Here is a 17,597-nt window from a genome sequence, read left to right as displayed (position 1 = left end):
ATATTTATTAATTTATTAAATTTATTAAAAATTATTAATGCTTTCAAAGCTGTAGCCTTTACTTTCTATAAGATTGATAATCTGATGAAGCGCTGACTGCTTAGAATAGGTATAGGCAGGGTAGCCATTTGCTTCTCTTATTATTTTAATGTCTTCAAATTCAATGCTTGGGTGAAAGAAAAAGCTTGCTATAATCCCTGGTTTCAAATTGTTTATTTTTTTAAACATATTTGGAAGATCACTTTTTCCATCTAAATAATTTAAAGGTGTAGGTATGTATTTAACAGTTCTTTTCCCATTCTTTTTTATAACTAAGTTCATGCTTTCTCTTGGTCCAGAGCCTACATATGGTTCATAAAGGTAATCAAAATTATTTTCCATAATCTTTAGTTGATTGGGAGCTGCAGAATAATGTGGTGCTTCAAAAAAACCAATGGGAATATCTAACAGTCTTGCATCTTCTTTAGCCCTATTAATCCTATTTAAGGCGAAATCATTTGTATATGAATTTTTGTCTTTTGGATTTGCAAACTCTTTGCTGTCTATACTTCTATCATTGCCAGCTTGATGTGTATAGCCATGAAGTCCAATAATGCCTCCCTTATTAATAAAATAATCTAAGGTGTATAGAAAATCTGCGTTGTTCATGGAGTTTATCATTGTTAAGTCATTATCTATATTAGAACCACTATTTTTATCTATGTATCTTGGAACCCACGCAACATGAAAGGGTATGCCTTCAGAGTACAAATAATCTGCGACTATTCTAAGTTTATACTTAGAATCAGCATCATCATATCTATAAGTTTTTCCGGCAGAGATATCCTCCAGTCTTATAAGTGCCTCTTTCTTTGATCTTGCTTTTACAGAAGCTGGAAAAATTTCTTTGTTATTATAAAATATAACAATATTCTTATCATATTCAAAAACGGGCTTTAAGTCAAACATATTAGTAAAATCAAATAATGAAATATAAGTAATGCTGTGCTGGGATATAATGCTTTTAAAGAGGTAATAAGTATTGTTATCCTTTTTATAAGTATTATTTTTTGTATTAAGTTCAATTGTCTTATTATTAAATTTAATAGTTATAAATTCATCTTTAATTAAGGAGCTGCCATTTAACTTATTTATTGTTTCAACTAAAGGAAGGCAATAACTATTCCTTAAAATAAAAATAGGTGATGCAATATCTAAAGAATTGCCTTCATAAAAGAGCTTTAAAGCAGTTTTTTCCATACTTGTTTCAAGATTAGTTATATGTTCATCTTTTTCTTTCCCATGTAAATCATAGGTGTCAGCAATATGATCATGATTATTAGTAAATTTATTTATATTATTTATTTTTTCAAACAAAAATAAAAGTGATGTGCAAATAGTAATAGCACTGATTGAGGAAATAATAATAATTTTAACATTCTTCATAAAATCCTCCATTTTAGTTATATATATATATATTAATGTTATAGACTGTTTTAAGCAATTACTTTCAAAATATAAATTAAATATTTGGTAATATATTTTATTATTTTGCTTTTTTGTATAAAATATAAGTTGTGAATAAAAATTTGAGGTGCGCTAATGTTTGATATAGATGAAAATAGGCTTAAAGAGGCAGCAGGTAAGGTGACGTTTGCTAGGGGCCTGGATGTTTACTTAAGAAATAAAATAAGGAGTTTGGATACTGAGAATGAAGAGATAAATGGCAGGGAAAAGCTGATTGTAAAATCAGTTGTACAATCCTCCTATGGCTTGGATAGTTACAATGTTAAGGTAAGTATTCCTAAAGACCTTGGAACTTTAGGTTATGCCTGTGACTGCAGCTATGGAAAAAATAATGATAGCTTATGCAAGCATGCAGTGGCAGTGCTTTTGAAGTGGTCAAGGGAAAAGGATAGAATTTTAAAAAAAGAAAATAGAGCCCTAAGCAGAAGAACGGAGGAACTTATAGAATATTTTAAAAGCTCTATGAAGAATAAGGAAATGGCGGCCAATAAAGAGCTCAATTTAGAGGTGAAATATGAATTTGAGGCTGAATATGAAAGAGTTTCCTCAATTGAACTAAAGGTTGGAGAAGAAAGAACCTATGTAGTAAGAGGTATGAGGGATTTTTTATCAGCAATATTTAAAAAAGATAGAGAGATAGAGTATGGAAAGAATTTCACCTTTAATCCCCTAAATCAAGGATTTAAAGCAGCTGATAAGGAGCTTATTGATTTGCTCCTTGAAATATATGAATTTGATGCTTTGTTTTCTAATGGAGGTTCTGCTTCTAGGTATTGGGGTGCGCCACCAGCAGCAATTTCGGGCAAGAAAATTTACTTAACAGATTCTCATACAAAGAGATTTTTCGAAATTATGAAAAAGAGAAGCTTTGATGCCATAATAAATAAAATTTCTTCTAATAATATTTCTGTGCTGGAAGAAAATATGCCCTTAGAATTCGATATTAGACTTAATAAAGACTCATTAATTATTAAACAGGAAAAGGATATTCCTGTGCCCCTTACGGAAGATGGAAGCTATTTTTTTTATGAGAATAATATATATAATGTAGGCAGTGAGCAATCAAGGGTTTATCTTCCTTTTCTTAATGAAATTAATAAATCTAAAACTCAAAACTTATCCTTTAATAAAGAGGAACTAAGCAAAATTGCTTCCTATATATTGCCCAACTTAAAATATATAAGCAAAAATATTAATATTGATAAGACACTTGAATTAAGCCTTTATGAAGAACCCTTAAGTGCCATGATCTATTTAGATAGACCTAATGAAGGAATTACTGCCGATATAATATTTAAATATGGAGAAGATGAAATAAGTCCCTTTAATGAAAAAGATATGGAACAAAACTCCAGGGTTTTAGTAAGAGACATTAATAAAGAACTTCATTTAACATCAATATTAGAAGCGGCTGGCTTTGAAAAGACAAAAACTAATTATCTTTTAATGGATGAGGAAGCTTTAGTAGGATTTTTGGCAGAGGGTATAAATAAGATTCAGGAAATTGCTGAAGTTTATTATTCTGACAGCTTTAGAAACATGAAAATCTATACCTCTTCAAATATAAAATCCAGCATAAAGCTAAATGATGAAGACCTTTTAGAGTTTTCCTTCAATATTGAAGGAGTAGAAAAAAGTGAGCTAAAGGACATACTTGATGCCTTAAGGCAAAGAAAAAAGTACCATAAGCTAAAAAAAGGCGGCTTTGTTGCCCTTCAAAGTAAGGAACTGCAGGATATGGGCAGCATGTTGGATTATTTAGATGTTAAGGATTCTGATTTAGAAAAGGATAAAATAATATTAGCAAAATACAATGCACTTTATGTGGATCAGGCTTTAAAAGGCAGCAATATAGCGATAATCGAAAGAAATAAAAAATTTAGAGAGCTAGTAAACAATATAAAGGAAGTTCAAGACTTGGATTTTAAGGTTCCAGAGCATTTAGAAAAAATAATGAGAGGTTATCAGAAATTTGGATTTAAATGGTTTAAAACCTTGGCTAGCTGCGGCTTTGGTGGAATACTGGCAGATGAAATGGGGCTGGGAAAAACCCTTCAAACAATAGCCTTTATAGAAGCAGAGGTTATAGAAAATGAAGGTGAAAAGAAGCCATCCCTAGTTATAGCACCAAGTTCACTAGTTTATAACTGGAAAAGTGAAGTAGAGAAATTTGCACCTAATTTAAAAACCTTGATTATTTCAGGCTCAAAGGATGAAAGAGAAGAAAAAAGAAAGGAAATTGAAGAAGCAGATCTAGTTATAACCTCATACCCACTTATTAGAAGGGATATTGAAGAATATAAAGAAATAAGTTTCAGGTACTGCATCTTAGATGAGGCTCAGCAAATTAAGAATCCAACCTCCATTAATGCTCAGTCAGTAAAAGAAATAAAGGCTAAAGGCTACTTTGCCCTTACAGGAACTCCAATTGAAAATTCTTTAACTGAGCTTTGGTCAATTTTTGATTTCATAATGCCTGGCTACCTATTAAATCATAATAAATTTTTAAGGAAATATGAAACTCCAATAGTTAAAAATAAAGATATTACAGCTTTAGAAGAATTAAATAAGCATGTTAAACCCTTTATTTTAAGAAGGCTAAAAAAGGATGTAATAAAGGAGCTGCCTCCAAAAATAGAGCATAAACTCATAGTAGAAATGACAGAGGAGCAAAAGAAGCTCTACGCAGCCTATATAGCAGAAGCTAAAAGTGAAATAGATAGCGAAATTAAAGAAAAGGGCTTTAATAAGAGTAAAATTAAAATACTTTCTACTCTTACCCGCCTAAGACAAATTTGCTGCGACCCTTCTACCTTTGTTGAAAATTACAAAAGCGAAAGCGGCAAACTTATGGCCTTAGATGATTTATTAGAGGAAAGCATCAATGAAGGACATAGAATACTCTTATTTTCTCAATTTACCTCTGTACTTAAAAATATTGCAAAAAGGTTTGATAAAAACCAAATAAGCTATCAATACCTAGACGGGCAAACTAAAATTGAGGAGAGGGGAATTAGAGTAAGGGAATTTAATGAGGGCAAAGGCAGTGTATTCTTAATATCACTAAAGGCAGGAGGAACTGGCCTAAACCTCACCGGTGCAGATGTGGTAATACACTTTGATCCATGGTGGAATCCAGCAGTTGAGGAGCAGGCTACAGACAGAGCTCACAGAATTGGACAGCATAAAACTGTAGAGGTAATAAAGCTAATTGCACAGGGTACCATAGAAGAAAAAATATATAATCTCCAGGAAAAGAAAAAGGCCATAATAAATTCTGTAATGAGCGAGGAAAGCACAGAAGAAAGTCTAATTTCACAAATGTCACAGGAGGATATTGAAGAATTATTCAGGGTTTAATAAAACATTATTGACATAATAAGTATAATGGAATATTATAATAATTAATAAATGCAGTGATGGGAAGAGTAGTAAAGGGAAATACTTAAAGAGAGCTGGATATGGTGAAAACTGGCAGTATGAAAATTTACGAACATGGCCCCAGAGCAGATTGTCTGAAGAAAATATTGTAAGTAGGACAATACGGAAGCAGCCGTTATCTTGCAGGGTGATAAAAGCTTTTATAAAGCGGAGTCACTTATGGGGTTATCTATGGCGACATAGGTATAAATTAGAGTGGTATCGCGTACATTACGTCTCTATGTGGATTTTTCTGCATAGGGACTTTTTTATTTTATTGGAGACATCACTATAGACATTACTTATGCATATTGCAGAGGAAATTGGAAAAAATTTAATTATGAAATTGGAGGAGATAAGAATGACTAAGAAACCATTTTACATTACAACACCAATATATTATCCATCAGCAAACCTTCACATTGGAAATACTTATACTACTGTAGCAGCAGACGCCTTAGCTAGATTTAAAAGACTTACAGGCTATGAGGTGTTCTTTTTAACTGGGTCAGATGAACATGGTGAAAAAATTCAAAGAATTGCAGAAGCAAAAGGGGTTACTCCAAAGGCCTATGTGGATGAAATTGTAGCAGGAATTAAAGACCTTTGGAAACTAATGAACATAAGCTATGACAAGTTTATTAGAACTACTGATGATTATCATGAAAAAGCAGTTCAAAAGATAGTTACTAAGCTTTATGAGCAGGGAGATATTTATAAAAGCGCCTATGAAGGAAATTACTGTGTTCCTTGTGAATCCTTCTGGACTGACACTCAGCTTGTAAACGGCAACTGTCCTGATTGTGGAAGACCAGTAGAGAAAAGAACTGAAGAAGCTTACTTTTTCAAAATGTCAAAATATGCTGACAGGCTTATTGAATATATAGAAACTCATCCTGAGTTTATTCAGCCAGAATCAAGAAAAAATGAAATGTTAAATAATTTCCTAAGACCAGGACTTCAGGATTTATGTATTTCAAGAAATTCCTTTAACTGGGGAGTTCCTCTTGAGTTTGATCCAGGTCATGTAGTTTACGTATGGATAGATGCCTTATCTAATTATATAACTGCCCTTGGCTACAATGGCGAAGATACAGAACTTTATGAAAAATTTTGGCCAGCAGATGTTCATCTTGTAGGAAAGGACATTATAAGATTCCATACAATTTATTGGCCAATTATGCTTATGGCTTTAGATCTTCCGCTTCCAAAGCAGGTATTTGGACACGGCTGGCTTTTAGTTGATGGTGGAAAGATGTCTAAATCCAAGGGTAATGTGGTAGACCCAGTGATTTTAGCACAGCACTTTGGAGTAGATGCTATAAGATATTACCTTCTTAGAGAAATACCTTTTGGTTCAGATGGACTATTTAACAATGAAATATTTATTAAAAAGGTAAATTCTGATTTAGCCAATGACTTAGGAAATCTGCTTTCAAGAACAGTAGCAATGATTGAAAAATACTTTAATGGTATTATTCCAGCCCCTACTGCAAAGGATGCTATTGATAATGAACTTATAGAACTGGCACTTGAAACACCTAAAAAGGTGGAAGCTCATATTGATAACTTAAGAATTCCAGAGGCACTAGGAGAAGTTTGGGCTCTTATTAGAAGAGCAAATAAATATATCGATGAAACAACTCCATGGATTTTAGCAAAGGAAGAAAGTAAGAAAGAAAGACTAGGAACAGTTTTATATAATCTTTCTGAAACCTTAAGATTTGTTTCAGTTTTAGTTTCCTCCTTCCTGCCTTCAACTGCTGAAAAGATTAATGAGCAGCTTAATGTAAATCTTACAGCTTGGGATAGTCTTGCTGCCTTTGATGGAACTGAAGCTAATATAAAGGTTAAAAAGGGAGATGCTATCTTCCCAAGAATTGATGTAGATGCTAAGCTTAAGGAATTAGATGCCTTAAAGGAAGAAGCTAAAGAAGAGCCAAAGCCCACTATGCAGCCTCTTAAAGAAGAAATTACAATAGATGATTTCGATAAATTAGATTTAAGAGTTGTTAAGGTTTTAGCTTGCGAACCAGTTAAAGGAGCAAAGAAGCTTTTAAAACTTAAGGTGGATTTAGCTGGTGAAGAAAGACAGGTTGTTTCTGGTATAGCTCAGTATTACAAACCAGATGACTTAGTAGGAAAATATGTAGTACTTGTAGCTAACCTAAAACCAGTTACTTTAAGAGGAGAGCTATCTCAAGGTATGATACTAGCAGCTGCTACAGATGACGACAGCAAGCTGTTTGCTGTAAGTATTCCTGGAGAACTGCCTACTGGAAGCCAGGTCAGGTAGTTAATAAAACTTATATAAATAAAAGATTTTGCTTTAGGGCAAAGTCTTTTATTTTTTATCTATCTTGTGGAATCTGCAAACATATAAGATATATAATGTAATTACATAATAACTAAGGGGGGCTGTATATGAAATTAAATAAGTGGTTTTTTATAACTTTTTTTATAACTTATATTATAATCGGGTGCTATTTATCATCTAAGGTAGGTATTAAATATCCTGGATATGTAACTTTTTATACTCGTTTTTATGATAAATTTAAAGTAGGATTTATCGACCACTGGATGGTGAAAGCTTTAGTATCATTAGTTTGCTCTTTTGGTGTTAATCATTTATGTAGTAATAAGAGAAGCGTTTAAAATAAGGAGGGAAAAAATGAGTAAAAAAATATATGATGTAGTAGCTCTTGGTGAACTATTAATAGACTTTACGCAAAATGGCACTAGTGCTCAAGAAAATCAGCTATATGAAGCAAACCCAGGGGGTGCACCCTGCAACGTATTGGCAATGCTTACAAAGCTGGGAAAAAAAACAGCTTTCATTGGAAAGGTTGGAGATGATCAATTCGGATATACTTTAAAAGCTGCTTTAGATGAAGTGGGCATAAATAGTGCTAATTTGATTTTTGATAAGGAAGTGCATACAACTTTAGCTTTCGTTCACACCTTTGAAAATGGGGACAGAGACTTCTCCTTCTATCGCAGGCCTGGCGCAGATATGATGCTATCAGAAGAAGATGTGAGTGAAGATTTAATAAAGTCTTCAAAGATTTTTCATTTTGGAACACTTTCTTTAACAGATGAAAAGGTTAAAGAAGCTACTAAAAAAGCAATTACTATTGCAAAAGAAAATAAGCTGATAATCACTTTTGATCCAAATTTAAGAGAACCGCTGTGGACATCACTTAACCTAGCTAAAGAACAAATGCTCTTTGGAATGGAGCAATGTGATATATTAAAAATTTCAGAAGAAGAGCTTGAATTCATTACTGGAGTTAAGGATATATATGCAGCTGCAGAATTACTAAAAAGCAAATATTCTATTCCTCTTATATTGGTAACCCTTGGACAGGTGGGCAGTATTGCATTTTATAAAAATTTAAAGGTAGAAAAGCCTGCCTTCCTTCAGAAAAACACCATTGAAACTACTGGTGCTGGAGATACTTTCTTTGGTTGTACTATAAATTATGTACTAGAGCATGGACTAGATAATCTTTCAGAGGATAACCTAGCAGAAATGCTTACATTTGCTAATGCTGCTGCATCACTGATTACTACTAAAAAGGGAGCACTTCGGGTTATGCCTGATAAGCAGGAAGTTTTGAATTTAATAAAATGCAATTAATTAGGTGGTACGTGAAATAGTCTCGTACCACCCTTTGCCAAATTACATTAAATTATCCTCAATATCAATATATAATTCTCTGGAATCATGATCAAAATTAAATAATTCAGCATATCTGCCCCAATCAATAATTGGGTCCATAGTATTTTCTACCTCATAAGTTGAAAAATGCTGCATAAATAACTCTTCAAAAAATTCTTCCTTCATAGTTTTATTTTTCTTACTATTTAGGACATTCTCAATAACTCTAAAGGTTGAAATGTTTTTGATTTGATTTTTAAATATTAATTTACTATCATCGATATCAGCTTCAACAAATTCTTTACCAAGCTCTGTAATTAGAATATCCCCCTCTTTTATTTCTGCAAAATTCAGCATACAGATTCCTTCTATATTTGGCAGCAAATCATCAATCTCCATTAATAGGTCTCTGCCTAGCTGGTAAATATCCATTTTACCATCATTATCATCTATAAGTTCTAGAAGCCCTGACATTACACCTATATATGCCTTTGGTATTAACACAGGCTTTTCCATGGTCCCTTTATTTCCATTTACAACTTCAACGGCTTCCTTTTCCGCCTTTTCATCTAATCTTCCTCTAGTTAATATATTATAAATAGTATCACTGATGCTTTCAAATTCTGGAGACTTTCTATTTCTTGGATGAGGAAGATCAACTTTTAATTCTTTAATAACCCTGGCTGGATTCTTGCTTAATATAATAATTTTATCAGCCATAAGCACAGCTTCTTCTATATTATGAGTTATCATAATAATACTTCTAATTGGCATTCTTTTATCTGTCCATAAATCTATAAGTTCAGTTCTTAGATTCTCAGCTGTTAAAAAGTCCAGTGCTGAAAAAGGCTCATCTAGACATAAAAGTTTAGGCTCAACAGCTAGTGCTCTAGCAAAACCAACTCTTTGTCTCATACCACCGGATAGTTCTTTAGGGTAGGCTTCCTCAAAGCCATCTAAGCCTATTAAATCTATTAAATCTTCTGCCTTTTGTCTAGCATAGTCTTTAGGAAATCCCTTGGCTTTTAGTCCAAGTTCTACATTTTCAAGTACTGTTAACCATGGGTATAATGCAAAGCTTTGAAAAACTATTGAGGCATATGGATTTACCCCATTAACTCTTTTTCCATCAAATATAACTTCACCCTTATCTGGCTGAATTAACCCTGTTACTGTTCTTAAAATTGTAGATTTACCAGAGCCAGAAGGCCCTAGAATCGCAACAAATTCACCTTCATTAATATTTATGTTTATATTTTCAATTGTTGGTTTATCAGAACCACCAAAATATTTTGTTATTCCATTTACTTTTATAAATTCTTTAGCCATTATTATCCCTCCTCCTATTTCTATTAAAGCTCTATTTTATATTTAACTTCCGATAAGGTATATAATCTTTTCCATATCAATTTATTAAAGCTGACTACCACTACACACATAATAATAGTGCTAAGTAAAAGCATTGGAAAATCGCCCTTATTAGTGGCATCTGATATTAAGGCTCCAAGACCAACAGTACTAACAGAATTGCTGCCAAAGTTTACATATTCAGATACTATACTAGCATTCCAGCAGCCGCCTGTGGCTGTGATCATTCCTGTTATTAAATAAGGGAATATTGCTGGAAGTATTAATGTTTTCCACTTCTTAAAACCCTTAAGACTAAAGGTTTTACTAGCTGCAATTAAATCATCTGGTATAGCCATTGCTCCTGCAATTACGTTAAACAATATATACCACTGGGTTCCCATTAACATTAAGAAAACTGAAGCTATGTTCAGGCCTCCTACTGCACTCATAAAAAAGCCTAATACTACTGGAAATAGTGCTGTAGCAGGAACTGAAGCTATAACTTGTATGATTGGCTGAAGTATATTTGCCAATTTTTTATTCATTCCAATAGCAACACCAACTGGTACCGTCCATATTAGTGCTATAAGCTGTGCTGCTAAAACTCTTAATAATGTGGCAAGAGCGGCTTTAGGAAGCTTACTTAAGTCATTAGGGGAAACGGTAATTATAAGTTTTAAAGCATTAAATAGTGAATAGGCAAATATAATAATTGCTAGAATTCGTACCAGCCATTTAATAGACATTCCTAAAAGGCTGGACTTTTCATTTTTTTTGGTACTAAGTTTACTTACCATTTTATCAATAGCATTGTTTATTCTAAAGCTGATTTTACTAATTATCTTTTCTGATATAAATTCAATAATAACTGAACGCCTTATCATTGTAAGAATTAAGGAATGAGATTTTTCATCATTTTCAGTAAGCTCTACTTTAAATTTGTCTGCCCATACAGTTACAGGCTTCCAAACTAGTTCATTTAAAAGTACAATTACTAAAATCAATGTAAATAATCCCCATAAAAGTGCTTTTGTATTTCCCTTATTAGCTGCAGTTTGAAGGTATGAACCTAGCCCTTCAAGTCTAAAATCTTTACCCTTTAAAGTAAACATTTCACATGCCATAAGAAAGAACCAGCCACCTGCCCAAGACATCATACTGTTCCAAACAAGACCTATAGCTGAAAATGGAAGCTCTAGTGTTTTAAATTGCTGCCATTTATTTAATTGAAAAACCCTAGTTGCTTCTTTCAGATCCTTAGGTATAATTTTTATTGAATGATAAAAACTAAAGGTCATATTCCACGCTTGCCCAGTAAAAATAAGAATAATTGAAGCAAGCTCAATTCCTACGTTGCTACTGGGAAATACTGATATTAATCCCAAGACAACTGCGGGTAAAAATGATAGTACAGGAATTGATTGCAATATATCAAGTATAGGTACTAAAAGCTTCTCTGCTCTTTCATTATGAGCGGCTACATACCCATATATGAAGGTAAACAGCAAGGATAAAATATAGGCTGCTGTCATTCGCCCAATTGACTTTAAAGCATAAATAGGAAGCTTTGAAAGACTAGTTGAAATTTCTATATTTTGTCCACTGGCAGCATGGTTAATACTTGGTGAGACAAAAATATATAATAGGCCAATTATTGCTAAAAATATAATAATATCAAGTAGTCCAAATTTCCTTTTAATAATATTTGCTGTAATTTTCATCTTAAAATCCTCCTATGATTTGTATTTATAATTTGTAATATTAATTAAAATAAACACATTTCATAGTAATTTAATTAAACTTCATTTTTTATGAACTTTAACTCCTTCCATAACAAACCTATATGTAAAATAGGGATTGGCTATGGTTATGGTACTAAATTTCTTAATTCGGCTTATTAAATTACTATTATAAGGACCATCGTCCATATCCAATCCCCTCCTGTATTCCTTATACTGTACTGAACAATTATCAATTGTTCAGCCTCCTGGTATCCTTTTTTACCCTAAATGATTATTAATCATTTAGCTTCTTGAATTTCACATAAAATAAAAAATCTCTTCGCAACAAGCGAAGAGATTCTCAAAACGAATCAAATAAAACCTTCTCCACTCGTTGAGTTTTAGCACTGTATAGCTTAGAGATGTTTACTCAGCTACATTAGGTAAAACCTTAATCCGGTAGTACCTGCTGACCCATTGGCGTCTCTCGACATTTCTGGGCAGTAGCGTGTGTCTAATACAGTAACCTCACCTAACAAGATTATTAAATTATGTACATTAAGTTTAATATAAAATGTATATTATCATTTTATATCAATCTTACACCTTCATTATATGGCCATAATTCATTATGGTCAACAGTTTTTCAATTATTATTAAATACTTTTTTACAATACACGGATAATGCTGAGTAGGAATAATAACTGAAGTCTTAATACTTGACGAATCCAGAGCAAAATAGTAAGATATACTTAATCATGTAATCCGAGTAAAATTATCGGATATATTATATAATAATTAAAATTTGATTTCAATCACAGTAATGATTGGAAATAAATTTTATAATTAAATCATAGTAAATTAGTCGGATATAAAGGAGAATTAAAATGGAAGAGAAGCTTTTAAAAATAGAAAATCTAAAAACTGAAATAGAAGGTAAGGAAATCTTAAAGGGTTTAAATTTAGAAATTAAAAAAGGTGAAGTTCATGTAATAATGGGACCAAACGGAGCGGGAAAATCTACTTTAGCTAATACACTAATGGGACACCCAAAATATAAAATAACTGATGGTAAGATCTTATTTGAAAATGAAGAAATAAATGAATTAAAGGCAGATGAAAGAGCTAAAAAAGGGATTTTCTTATCCTTTCAATATCCAGAAGAAATTCCTGGTGTAACTGTAGAAAACTTTTTAAGAACTGCTAAGATGGCGGTTACAGGAAAACCTTTAAAGATTCTATCCTTTAAAAGAGCCTTAAAGGAAAAGATGGAGCTGCTTGAAATGAAAGAAGAATATGCTGAGAGATATTTAAATCTAGGTTTTTCCGGCGGTGAAAAGAAAAAGAATGAAATACTACAAATGGCCATACTTGAACCTAAGCTTGCTATTTTAGATGAGACTGATTCAGGACTTGATGTAGACGCCATAAGAATTGTGTCACAAGGAGTAAATGCACTTAAAAACAGCGAAAACTCCATACTTATAATAACTCATCACAATAAAATATTAGATTATTTAAAACCAGATTATGTACACATTCTTGTAGATGGAAAAATAGTTAAAACAGGAGATTTCTCTTTAGCAAAAGAAATAGAAGCAAATGGGTATGAGAGCTATAAGGAGTAATCAGCGAGATTAGATTCAATAAAGGAGGTAATTACATGGAAGAGAAAATTAAAAAGAAAACTTATATAGATGATTTAGATAGAGGCATTTACGATGTTAAAAATGATTTTAATTTTAGCTATAAGGCTGACAGCGGTTTAACTCCGGAAATTGTTATGGAGATTTCCAAGGAAAAAAATGAGCCTCAATGGATGACTGATTTTAGATTAAAGTCTCTTGAAATATACAACAACATTGATACTCCCCCTTGGGGACCAGATCTAACTGATCTTCATATGGAGAATATTGTAACCTATGTTAAGCCAAATACAGAGATGAAGGGCAAGTGGGAGGAGGTACCTGAGGATATTAAAAAAACCTTTGATCTTCTAGGTATACCAAAGGCTGAAAGAACATCTCTTGCTGGTGTTGGTGCACAATATGATTCAGAGGTGGTTTACCACAGCATTAGAGAAGATTTAGTTAAAATGGGTGTTGTTTATACAGATATGGAAACTGCCATAAGAGATTACGAGGATATAGTTAAAGAATACTTTATGACCTGTGTACCTCCTAGCGATCACAAATTTGCAGCCCTTCATGGAGCGGTTTGGTCAGGTGGTTCCTTTGTATATGTTCCGGAAGGGGTTCAGGTAGATATTCCACTACAATCCTATTTTAGATTAAATGCACCGGGAGCAGGACAGTTTGAACATACATTAATTATAGTTGAAAAGGGTGCAAAGCTTCACTTTATAGAAGGCTGTTCGGCACCAAAGTATAACGTAAATAATCTTCATGCCGGCTGCGTGGAGCTATTTGTAAAGGAAGGTGCAAGACTTAGATACAGCACCATAGAAAACTGGTCTAAGAATATGTATAACCTTAATACTAAGAGAGCCATAGTTGAAAAGGACGGACTAATAGAATGGGTTTCAGGCTCCTTCGGCTCAAAGGTTTCCATGCTTTATCCAATGAGTATACTTAAAGGAGAAAGGGCTAGAGCAGAATTTACAGGAGTTACTTTTGCAGGAAAAGGTCAGCACTTAGATACAGGCTGTAAGGTTGTGCATGCAGCACCTTATACCACTTCAAATGTAAATTCAAAGTCCATATCTAAGGATGGAGGAGTAGCACTTTATAGAGGAGCACTAAGAGTAGCACCAAATGCTCATCATGTTAAAGCCACAGTAGCCTGTGAATCCTTAATGCTTGATAATATATCCAGATCAGATACCATTCCAGTAATTGATTTGATGAATGATGAAGTGGATATTGGACATGAAGCAAAGATAGGTAGAATTAGCGATGAAGCTATATTTTATCTGATGAGCAGAGGCATAAGTGAAAAGGAAGCTAAAGCTATGATAGTAAGAGGCTTTGTTGAGCCAATAGCTAAGGAACTTCCACTAGAATATGCAGTTGAAATGAATAATTTAATTAAAATAGAACTTGAAGGTGCAATTGGATAAAGGAGGGACGGTTAATGACTAATAGTACTTTAACTAAATTCAATGAAAAAGAAAGTAAAACCTTAAATACCCTCCCAGTTATAACTTGGAGATGGCTTAAGGTTAATGAGTTAAATTTAAAAGATATTAAGCTTTCTCAGATTCCAGCTTATAATAAGTCCTATATTAATGAAATGGACTTCAAAGATGTTATAGTTAAAAAGATGAATTCTAAGCTAAAGTCTAATGAAAATATAAAATATTTTATTAATAAGGAAGAAAACTATGGGGTTTCAGAAGAGTTCACTTCACTTGGTGAAAAACATTATAACACAGGAATCTATGTGCATGCTCCTAAAAATGCAAAGTTAACTGAGCCTATTAGGCTTTCATATAACATGGATAATGAAAATCCTATGGTAATGGACTTGAATTTTATAGTTGCTGAAGAAAACAGTGAAATTACCCTAGTTATAGATTACAGTACGGATGATAAGGCAGAAGCCTTCCATAATGGAGTTATTAAAGTTTATGCAAAGGACAACTCTATAGTCAATGTAATAAAGGTTCAGAGGATGAATGATAAAAGCTATCACTTCGACTCTCACATAGCTTACAGCGGCTATAATGCAAAGGTAAACTGGCTGCAAATTGAACTTGGAGCTAAAAACAGCGTTACCAATTATGTTAATAATTTAGATGAAGAAAATAGTGAGGCAAATATTAGCTCTATATATTTTGCCGATGGTGATAGAAATGTTGATTTAAGCTACTTAATGAATCATAGAGGCAGAAGAAGTATAAGCAATATAGAAACAAGAGGAGCCTTAAAGGATAAAGCTAAAAAAGTATTTAGAGGCACCCTTGATTTTAAAAAAGGAGCCGTAAGCTCTAAGGGAAATGAAGAAGAATTTGCTATTCTTTTAGATAAAACTGTTAAATCAGATGCCATACCACTGCTCCTTTGCAGAGAAGATGATGTTCAAGGCCAGCATGCAGCAAGTGCAGGGCAGATAGACAGTAATAAATTGTTTTATTTAATGAGCCGCGGGCTAGATGAAAAAGAGGCAAAGAAGCTTATAATAGAGGCTTCCTATGCGCCAATTATAGATAAAATTCCTCTAGAAGATTTAAGAAATATTATCAGTGAGGAAATACACAGGAGGCTTTTAAATGCGTGAATTCAAGGTTGATGAAATAAGAAAAGACTTTCCTATTCTTTCTCAAACTGTAAATGATAAACCATTAGTTTACCTTGATAATGCAGCTACTACCCATAAGCCAATACAGGTATTAGAAGCTATGAGTGCTTATCATCATCTGCATAATGGGAACCCACATAGAGGTGCTCATTATCTTTCTGTTAAAGCTACAGAGGATTATGAAAACACTAGAGAAAAGGTAAGAAAATTTATAAATGCAGCTTCTACAAAGGAAATAATATTTACAAAAAATGCAACAGAGTCCTTAAATTTATTAGCTTATTCCTATGGCATGAACTTTATTAATACAGGCGATGAAATAGTACTCTGCATATCCGAGCATCACAGCAACTTGGTGCCTTGGCAGAAGGTAGCTAAAGCTAAAGGTGCAGTTTTAAAGTTTATGTATTTAAGTAGTGATTATAGGCTTACTATGGAGGAAGTTAAGGCAAAAATAACAGATAAGACAAAGCTTGTGAGTCTTGCCTTTATGTCAAATGTGCTTGGAACTATTTATCCTGTACGTGAAGTAGCTGAGTATGCACATTCAAAGGGAGCAGTAGTAATAGTAGATGGAGCTCAGGCAGTACCACATATGAAGGTGGATGTAAGAGCTATAGATGCAGATTTCTTTGTATTTTCCGGTCATAAGATGTTAGCTCCTATGGGAATTGGAGTACTTTATGGAAAGGAAAGCTTACTTGAAAAAATGCCTCCATTCTTAATGGGTGGAGATATGATAGAATACGTTGAGGAGCAGGATACTACCTTTGCAGAGCTTCCCTTTAAATTTGAAGCAGGTACTCAAAACGTGGAAGGAGCTGTAGGCTTATCAGGGGCCATAGACTATTTAGAGAGTATAGGCCTTGATAAAATTCATGAATATGAACTTCAGCTTACAGGCTATGCATTAGAAAAAATGAGGGAGCTTCCCAATATTAAAATTTATGGACCAACTGATTTAGAAAACAGAGGTGGAGTAATATCCTTTAGTATAGATGGTTGTCATCCTCACGATACAGCAAGTATTGTAGATACCTATGGAGTAGCTATAAGAGCTGGACATCACTGTGCACAGCCTCTTATGAAATACCTGGGAGCACCAGCAACTTCAAGAGCAAGCTTTTATTTTTACAATACAAAAAAAGAAATAGATATATTTATAGAAAGTTTAAAAAGCGTAAGGAAGTGGTTAGGTTATGGATCTTAGTCAAATTTACACAGAACTTATTATGGAGCATAGCCAAAGCGCACATAATAGAAGGCATTTAGATCATGTTGACGCCTGTGAAAGAGGGCATAATCCAAGCTGTGGAGATGATATAACCTTAGAGGTAAAATTTAATGGAGACATTATAGAAGAAGCAGCCTTCACTGGCAGCGGCTGTGCCATATCTCAAGCTTCAACCTCCATGATGATAGACCTAATTACAGGAAAATCAAAGGAAGAAGCTTTAGACTTGGTTGAAACCTTTATAAGCATGATAAAAAGAGAAATTACAGATGACGTAGAACTTGAAAAGCTAGAAGATGCCATGGTACTTAAAAATATATCCAACATGCCTGCCAGAGTAAAATGTGCTGTGCTTGCTTGGCACACACTAAAGGAAGCAATAGGTAAATAAGGGGTACGGGGACGTTTTTGATGCCACGCAACGTCCCCATGCCACACCTATTTC

13 protein-coding genes, 1 riboswitch and 1 other annotated feature are annotated in these 17,597 nt (G+C 33.4%); of the genes, 9 read left to right on the top strand and 4 right to left on the bottom strand.

The window, feature by feature from the left end:
• Nucleotides 1-24: 24 nt before the first annotated feature.
• A complete protein-coding gene (locus ACJDUH_RS13585; protein WP_406765745.1) occupies nucleotides 25-1,425 on the bottom strand; it encodes a DUF2334 domain-containing protein in 1,401 nt (466 codons plus the stop codon).
• A 156-nt stretch (nucleotides 1,426-1,581) separates the two neighbouring features.
• Here ACJDUH_RS13585 and ACJDUH_RS13580 point away from each other — a divergent pair, with 156 nt between their 5' ends.
• From ACJDUH_RS13580 to ACJDUH_RS13565, 4 genes are all read left to right on the top strand, one after another.
• Nucleotides 1,582-4,866: an SNF2 helicase associated domain-containing protein gene (locus ACJDUH_RS13580; protein ID WP_406765744.1), complete on the top strand. Its 3,285-nt coding sequence runs from the start codon at nucleotides 1,582-1,584 to the stop codon at nucleotides 4,864-4,866.
• A gap of 47 nt (nucleotides 4,867-4,913) precedes the next feature.
• Nucleotides 4,914-5,170: a binding site (T-box leader), on the top strand.
• 117 nt (nucleotides 5,171-5,287) lie between these two features.
• Nucleotides 5,288-7,222 carry a methionine--tRNA ligase gene (metG, locus tag ACJDUH_RS13575; protein WP_406765743.1) on the top strand — a complete coding sequence of 645 codons (1,935 nt, stop codon included), beginning with the start codon at nucleotides 5,288-5,290 and terminating at the stop codon, nucleotides 7,220-7,222.
• A gap of 128 nt (nucleotides 7,223-7,350) precedes the next feature.
• Nucleotides 7,351-7,581, top strand: a complete 231-nt coding sequence (locus tag ACJDUH_RS13570; protein WP_406765742.1) for a hypothetical protein — start codon at nucleotides 7,351-7,353, stop codon at nucleotides 7,579-7,581.
• A 16-nt stretch (nucleotides 7,582-7,597) separates the two neighbouring features.
• Entirely contained in the window at nucleotides 7,598-8,566 is a 969-nt protein-coding gene (locus ACJDUH_RS13565; RefSeq protein ID WP_406765741.1) for a carbohydrate kinase family protein, read from the top strand.
• A gap of 42 nt (nucleotides 8,567-8,608) precedes the next feature.
• On the opposite strand, the gene ACJDUH_RS13560 is transcribed toward ACJDUH_RS13565, so the two are convergent.
• The 3 genes from ACJDUH_RS13560 to ACJDUH_RS13550 form a co-directional block, all read right to left on the bottom strand.
• Entirely contained in the window at nucleotides 8,609-9,916 is a 1,308-nt protein-coding gene (locus ACJDUH_RS13560; RefSeq protein WP_406765740.1) for an ABC transporter ATP-binding protein, read from the bottom strand.
• 23 nt (nucleotides 9,917-9,939) lie between these two features.
• Entirely contained in the window at nucleotides 9,940-11,658 is a 1,719-nt protein-coding gene (locus ACJDUH_RS13555) for an ABC transporter permease (RefSeq protein WP_406765739.1), read from the bottom strand.
• An 81-nt stretch (nucleotides 11,659-11,739) separates the two neighbouring features.
• Complete coding sequence (locus ACJDUH_RS13550) at nucleotides 11,740-11,865, bottom strand: hypothetical protein (RefSeq protein WP_406765738.1); 126 nt, start codon at nucleotides 11,863-11,865, stop codon at nucleotides 11,740-11,742.
• A gap of 171 nt (nucleotides 11,866-12,036) precedes the next feature.
• A riboswitch (M-box (ykoK) riboswitch) is annotated at nucleotides 12,037-12,205 on the bottom strand.
• 340 nt (nucleotides 12,206-12,545) lie between these two features.
• Between ACJDUH_RS13550 and sufC the strand changes: the two genes are divergently transcribed.
• From sufC to sufU, 5 genes are read left to right on the top strand one after another with little or no spacing between them, the layout of a single operon-like run.
• The gene (sufC, locus tag ACJDUH_RS13545) at nucleotides 12,546-13,286 is read left to right on the top strand and encodes a Fe-S cluster assembly ATPase SufC (protein WP_406765737.1); all 741 of its coding nucleotides are present in this window, start codon (nucleotides 12,546-12,548) and stop codon (nucleotides 13,284-13,286) included.
• Between the two features lie 35 nt (nucleotides 13,287-13,321).
• Nucleotides 13,322-14,737, top strand: a complete 1,416-nt coding sequence (gene sufB, locus ACJDUH_RS13540) for a Fe-S cluster assembly protein SufB (protein WP_406765736.1) — start codon at nucleotides 13,322-13,324, stop codon at nucleotides 14,735-14,737.
• A gap of 14 nt (nucleotides 14,738-14,751) precedes the next feature.
• Nucleotides 14,752-15,897: a Fe-S cluster assembly protein SufD gene (gene sufD, locus ACJDUH_RS13535; RefSeq protein WP_406765735.1), complete on the top strand. Its 1,146-nt coding sequence runs from the start codon at nucleotides 14,752-14,754 to the stop codon at nucleotides 15,895-15,897.
• The gene (locus ACJDUH_RS13530) at nucleotides 15,890-17,128 is read left to right on the top strand and encodes a cysteine desulfurase (protein ID WP_406765734.1); all 1,239 of its coding nucleotides are present in this window, start codon (nucleotides 15,890-15,892) and stop codon (nucleotides 17,126-17,128) included. The genes sufD and ACJDUH_RS13530 overlap by 8 nt, the downstream gene beginning before the upstream one ends.
• Nucleotides 17,118-17,543, top strand: a complete 426-nt coding sequence (sufU, locus tag ACJDUH_RS13525; protein ID WP_406765733.1) for a Fe-S cluster assembly sulfur transfer protein SufU — start codon at nucleotides 17,118-17,120, stop codon at nucleotides 17,541-17,543. Before ACJDUH_RS13530 ends, sufU begins: the two co-directional genes overlap by 11 nt.
• Nucleotides 17,544-17,597 lie beyond the last annotated feature (54 nt).

This window comes from Candidatus Clostridium radicumherbarum (assembly GCF_045310525.1).
GTDB lineage: Bacteria > Bacillota > Clostridia > Clostridiales > Clostridiaceae > Clostridium_AT > Clostridium_AT radicumherbarum.
The sequence above is the reverse complement of the archived record's forward strand: the minus strand, read 5'-3'. Positions and strand labels throughout refer to the sequence as shown.

Excerpts from the sequence above, each read along its gene's own strand:
- ACJDUH_RS13585 (WP_406765745.1), bottom strand. The coding sequence starts at position 1,425 with ATGAAGAATGTTAAAATTATTATTATTTCCTCAATCAGTGCTATTACT.
- ACJDUH_RS13580 (WP_406765744.1), top strand. The coding sequence starts at position 1,582 with ATGTTTGATATAGATGAAAATAGGCTTAAAGAGGCAGCAGGTAAGGTG.
- metG (WP_406765743.1), top strand. The coding sequence starts at position 5,288 with ATGACTAAGAAACCATTTTACATTACAACACCAATATATTATCCATCA.
- ACJDUH_RS13570 (WP_406765742.1), top strand. The coding sequence starts at position 7,351 with ATGAAATTAAATAAGTGGTTTTTTATAACTTTTTTTATAACTTATATT.
- ACJDUH_RS13565 (WP_406765741.1), top strand. The coding sequence starts at position 7,598 with ATGAGTAAAAAAATATATGATGTAGTAGCTCTTGGTGAACTATTAATA.
- ACJDUH_RS13560 (WP_406765740.1), bottom strand. The coding sequence starts at position 9,916 with ATGGCTAAAGAATTTATAAAAGTAAATGGAATAACAAAATATTTTGGT.
- ACJDUH_RS13555 (WP_406765739.1), bottom strand. The coding sequence starts at position 11,658 with ATGAAAATTACAGCAAATATTATTAAAAGGAAATTTGGACTACTTGAT.
- ACJDUH_RS13550 (WP_406765738.1), bottom strand. The coding sequence starts at position 11,865 with ATGGACGATGGTCCTTATAATAGTAATTTAATAAGCCGAATTAAGAAA.
- sufC (WP_406765737.1), top strand. The coding sequence starts at position 12,546 with ATGGAAGAGAAGCTTTTAAAAATAGAAAATCTAAAAACTGAAATAGAA.
- sufB (WP_406765736.1), top strand. The coding sequence starts at position 13,322 with ATGGAAGAGAAAATTAAAAAGAAAACTTATATAGATGATTTAGATAGA.
- sufD (WP_406765735.1), top strand. The coding sequence starts at position 14,752 with ATGACTAATAGTACTTTAACTAAATTCAATGAAAAAGAAAGTAAAACC.
- ACJDUH_RS13530 (WP_406765734.1), top strand. The coding sequence starts at position 15,890 with ATGCGTGAATTCAAGGTTGATGAAATAAGAAAAGACTTTCCTATTCTT.
- sufU (WP_406765733.1), top strand. The coding sequence starts at position 17,118 with ATGGATCTTAGTCAAATTTACACAGAACTTATTATGGAGCATAGCCAA.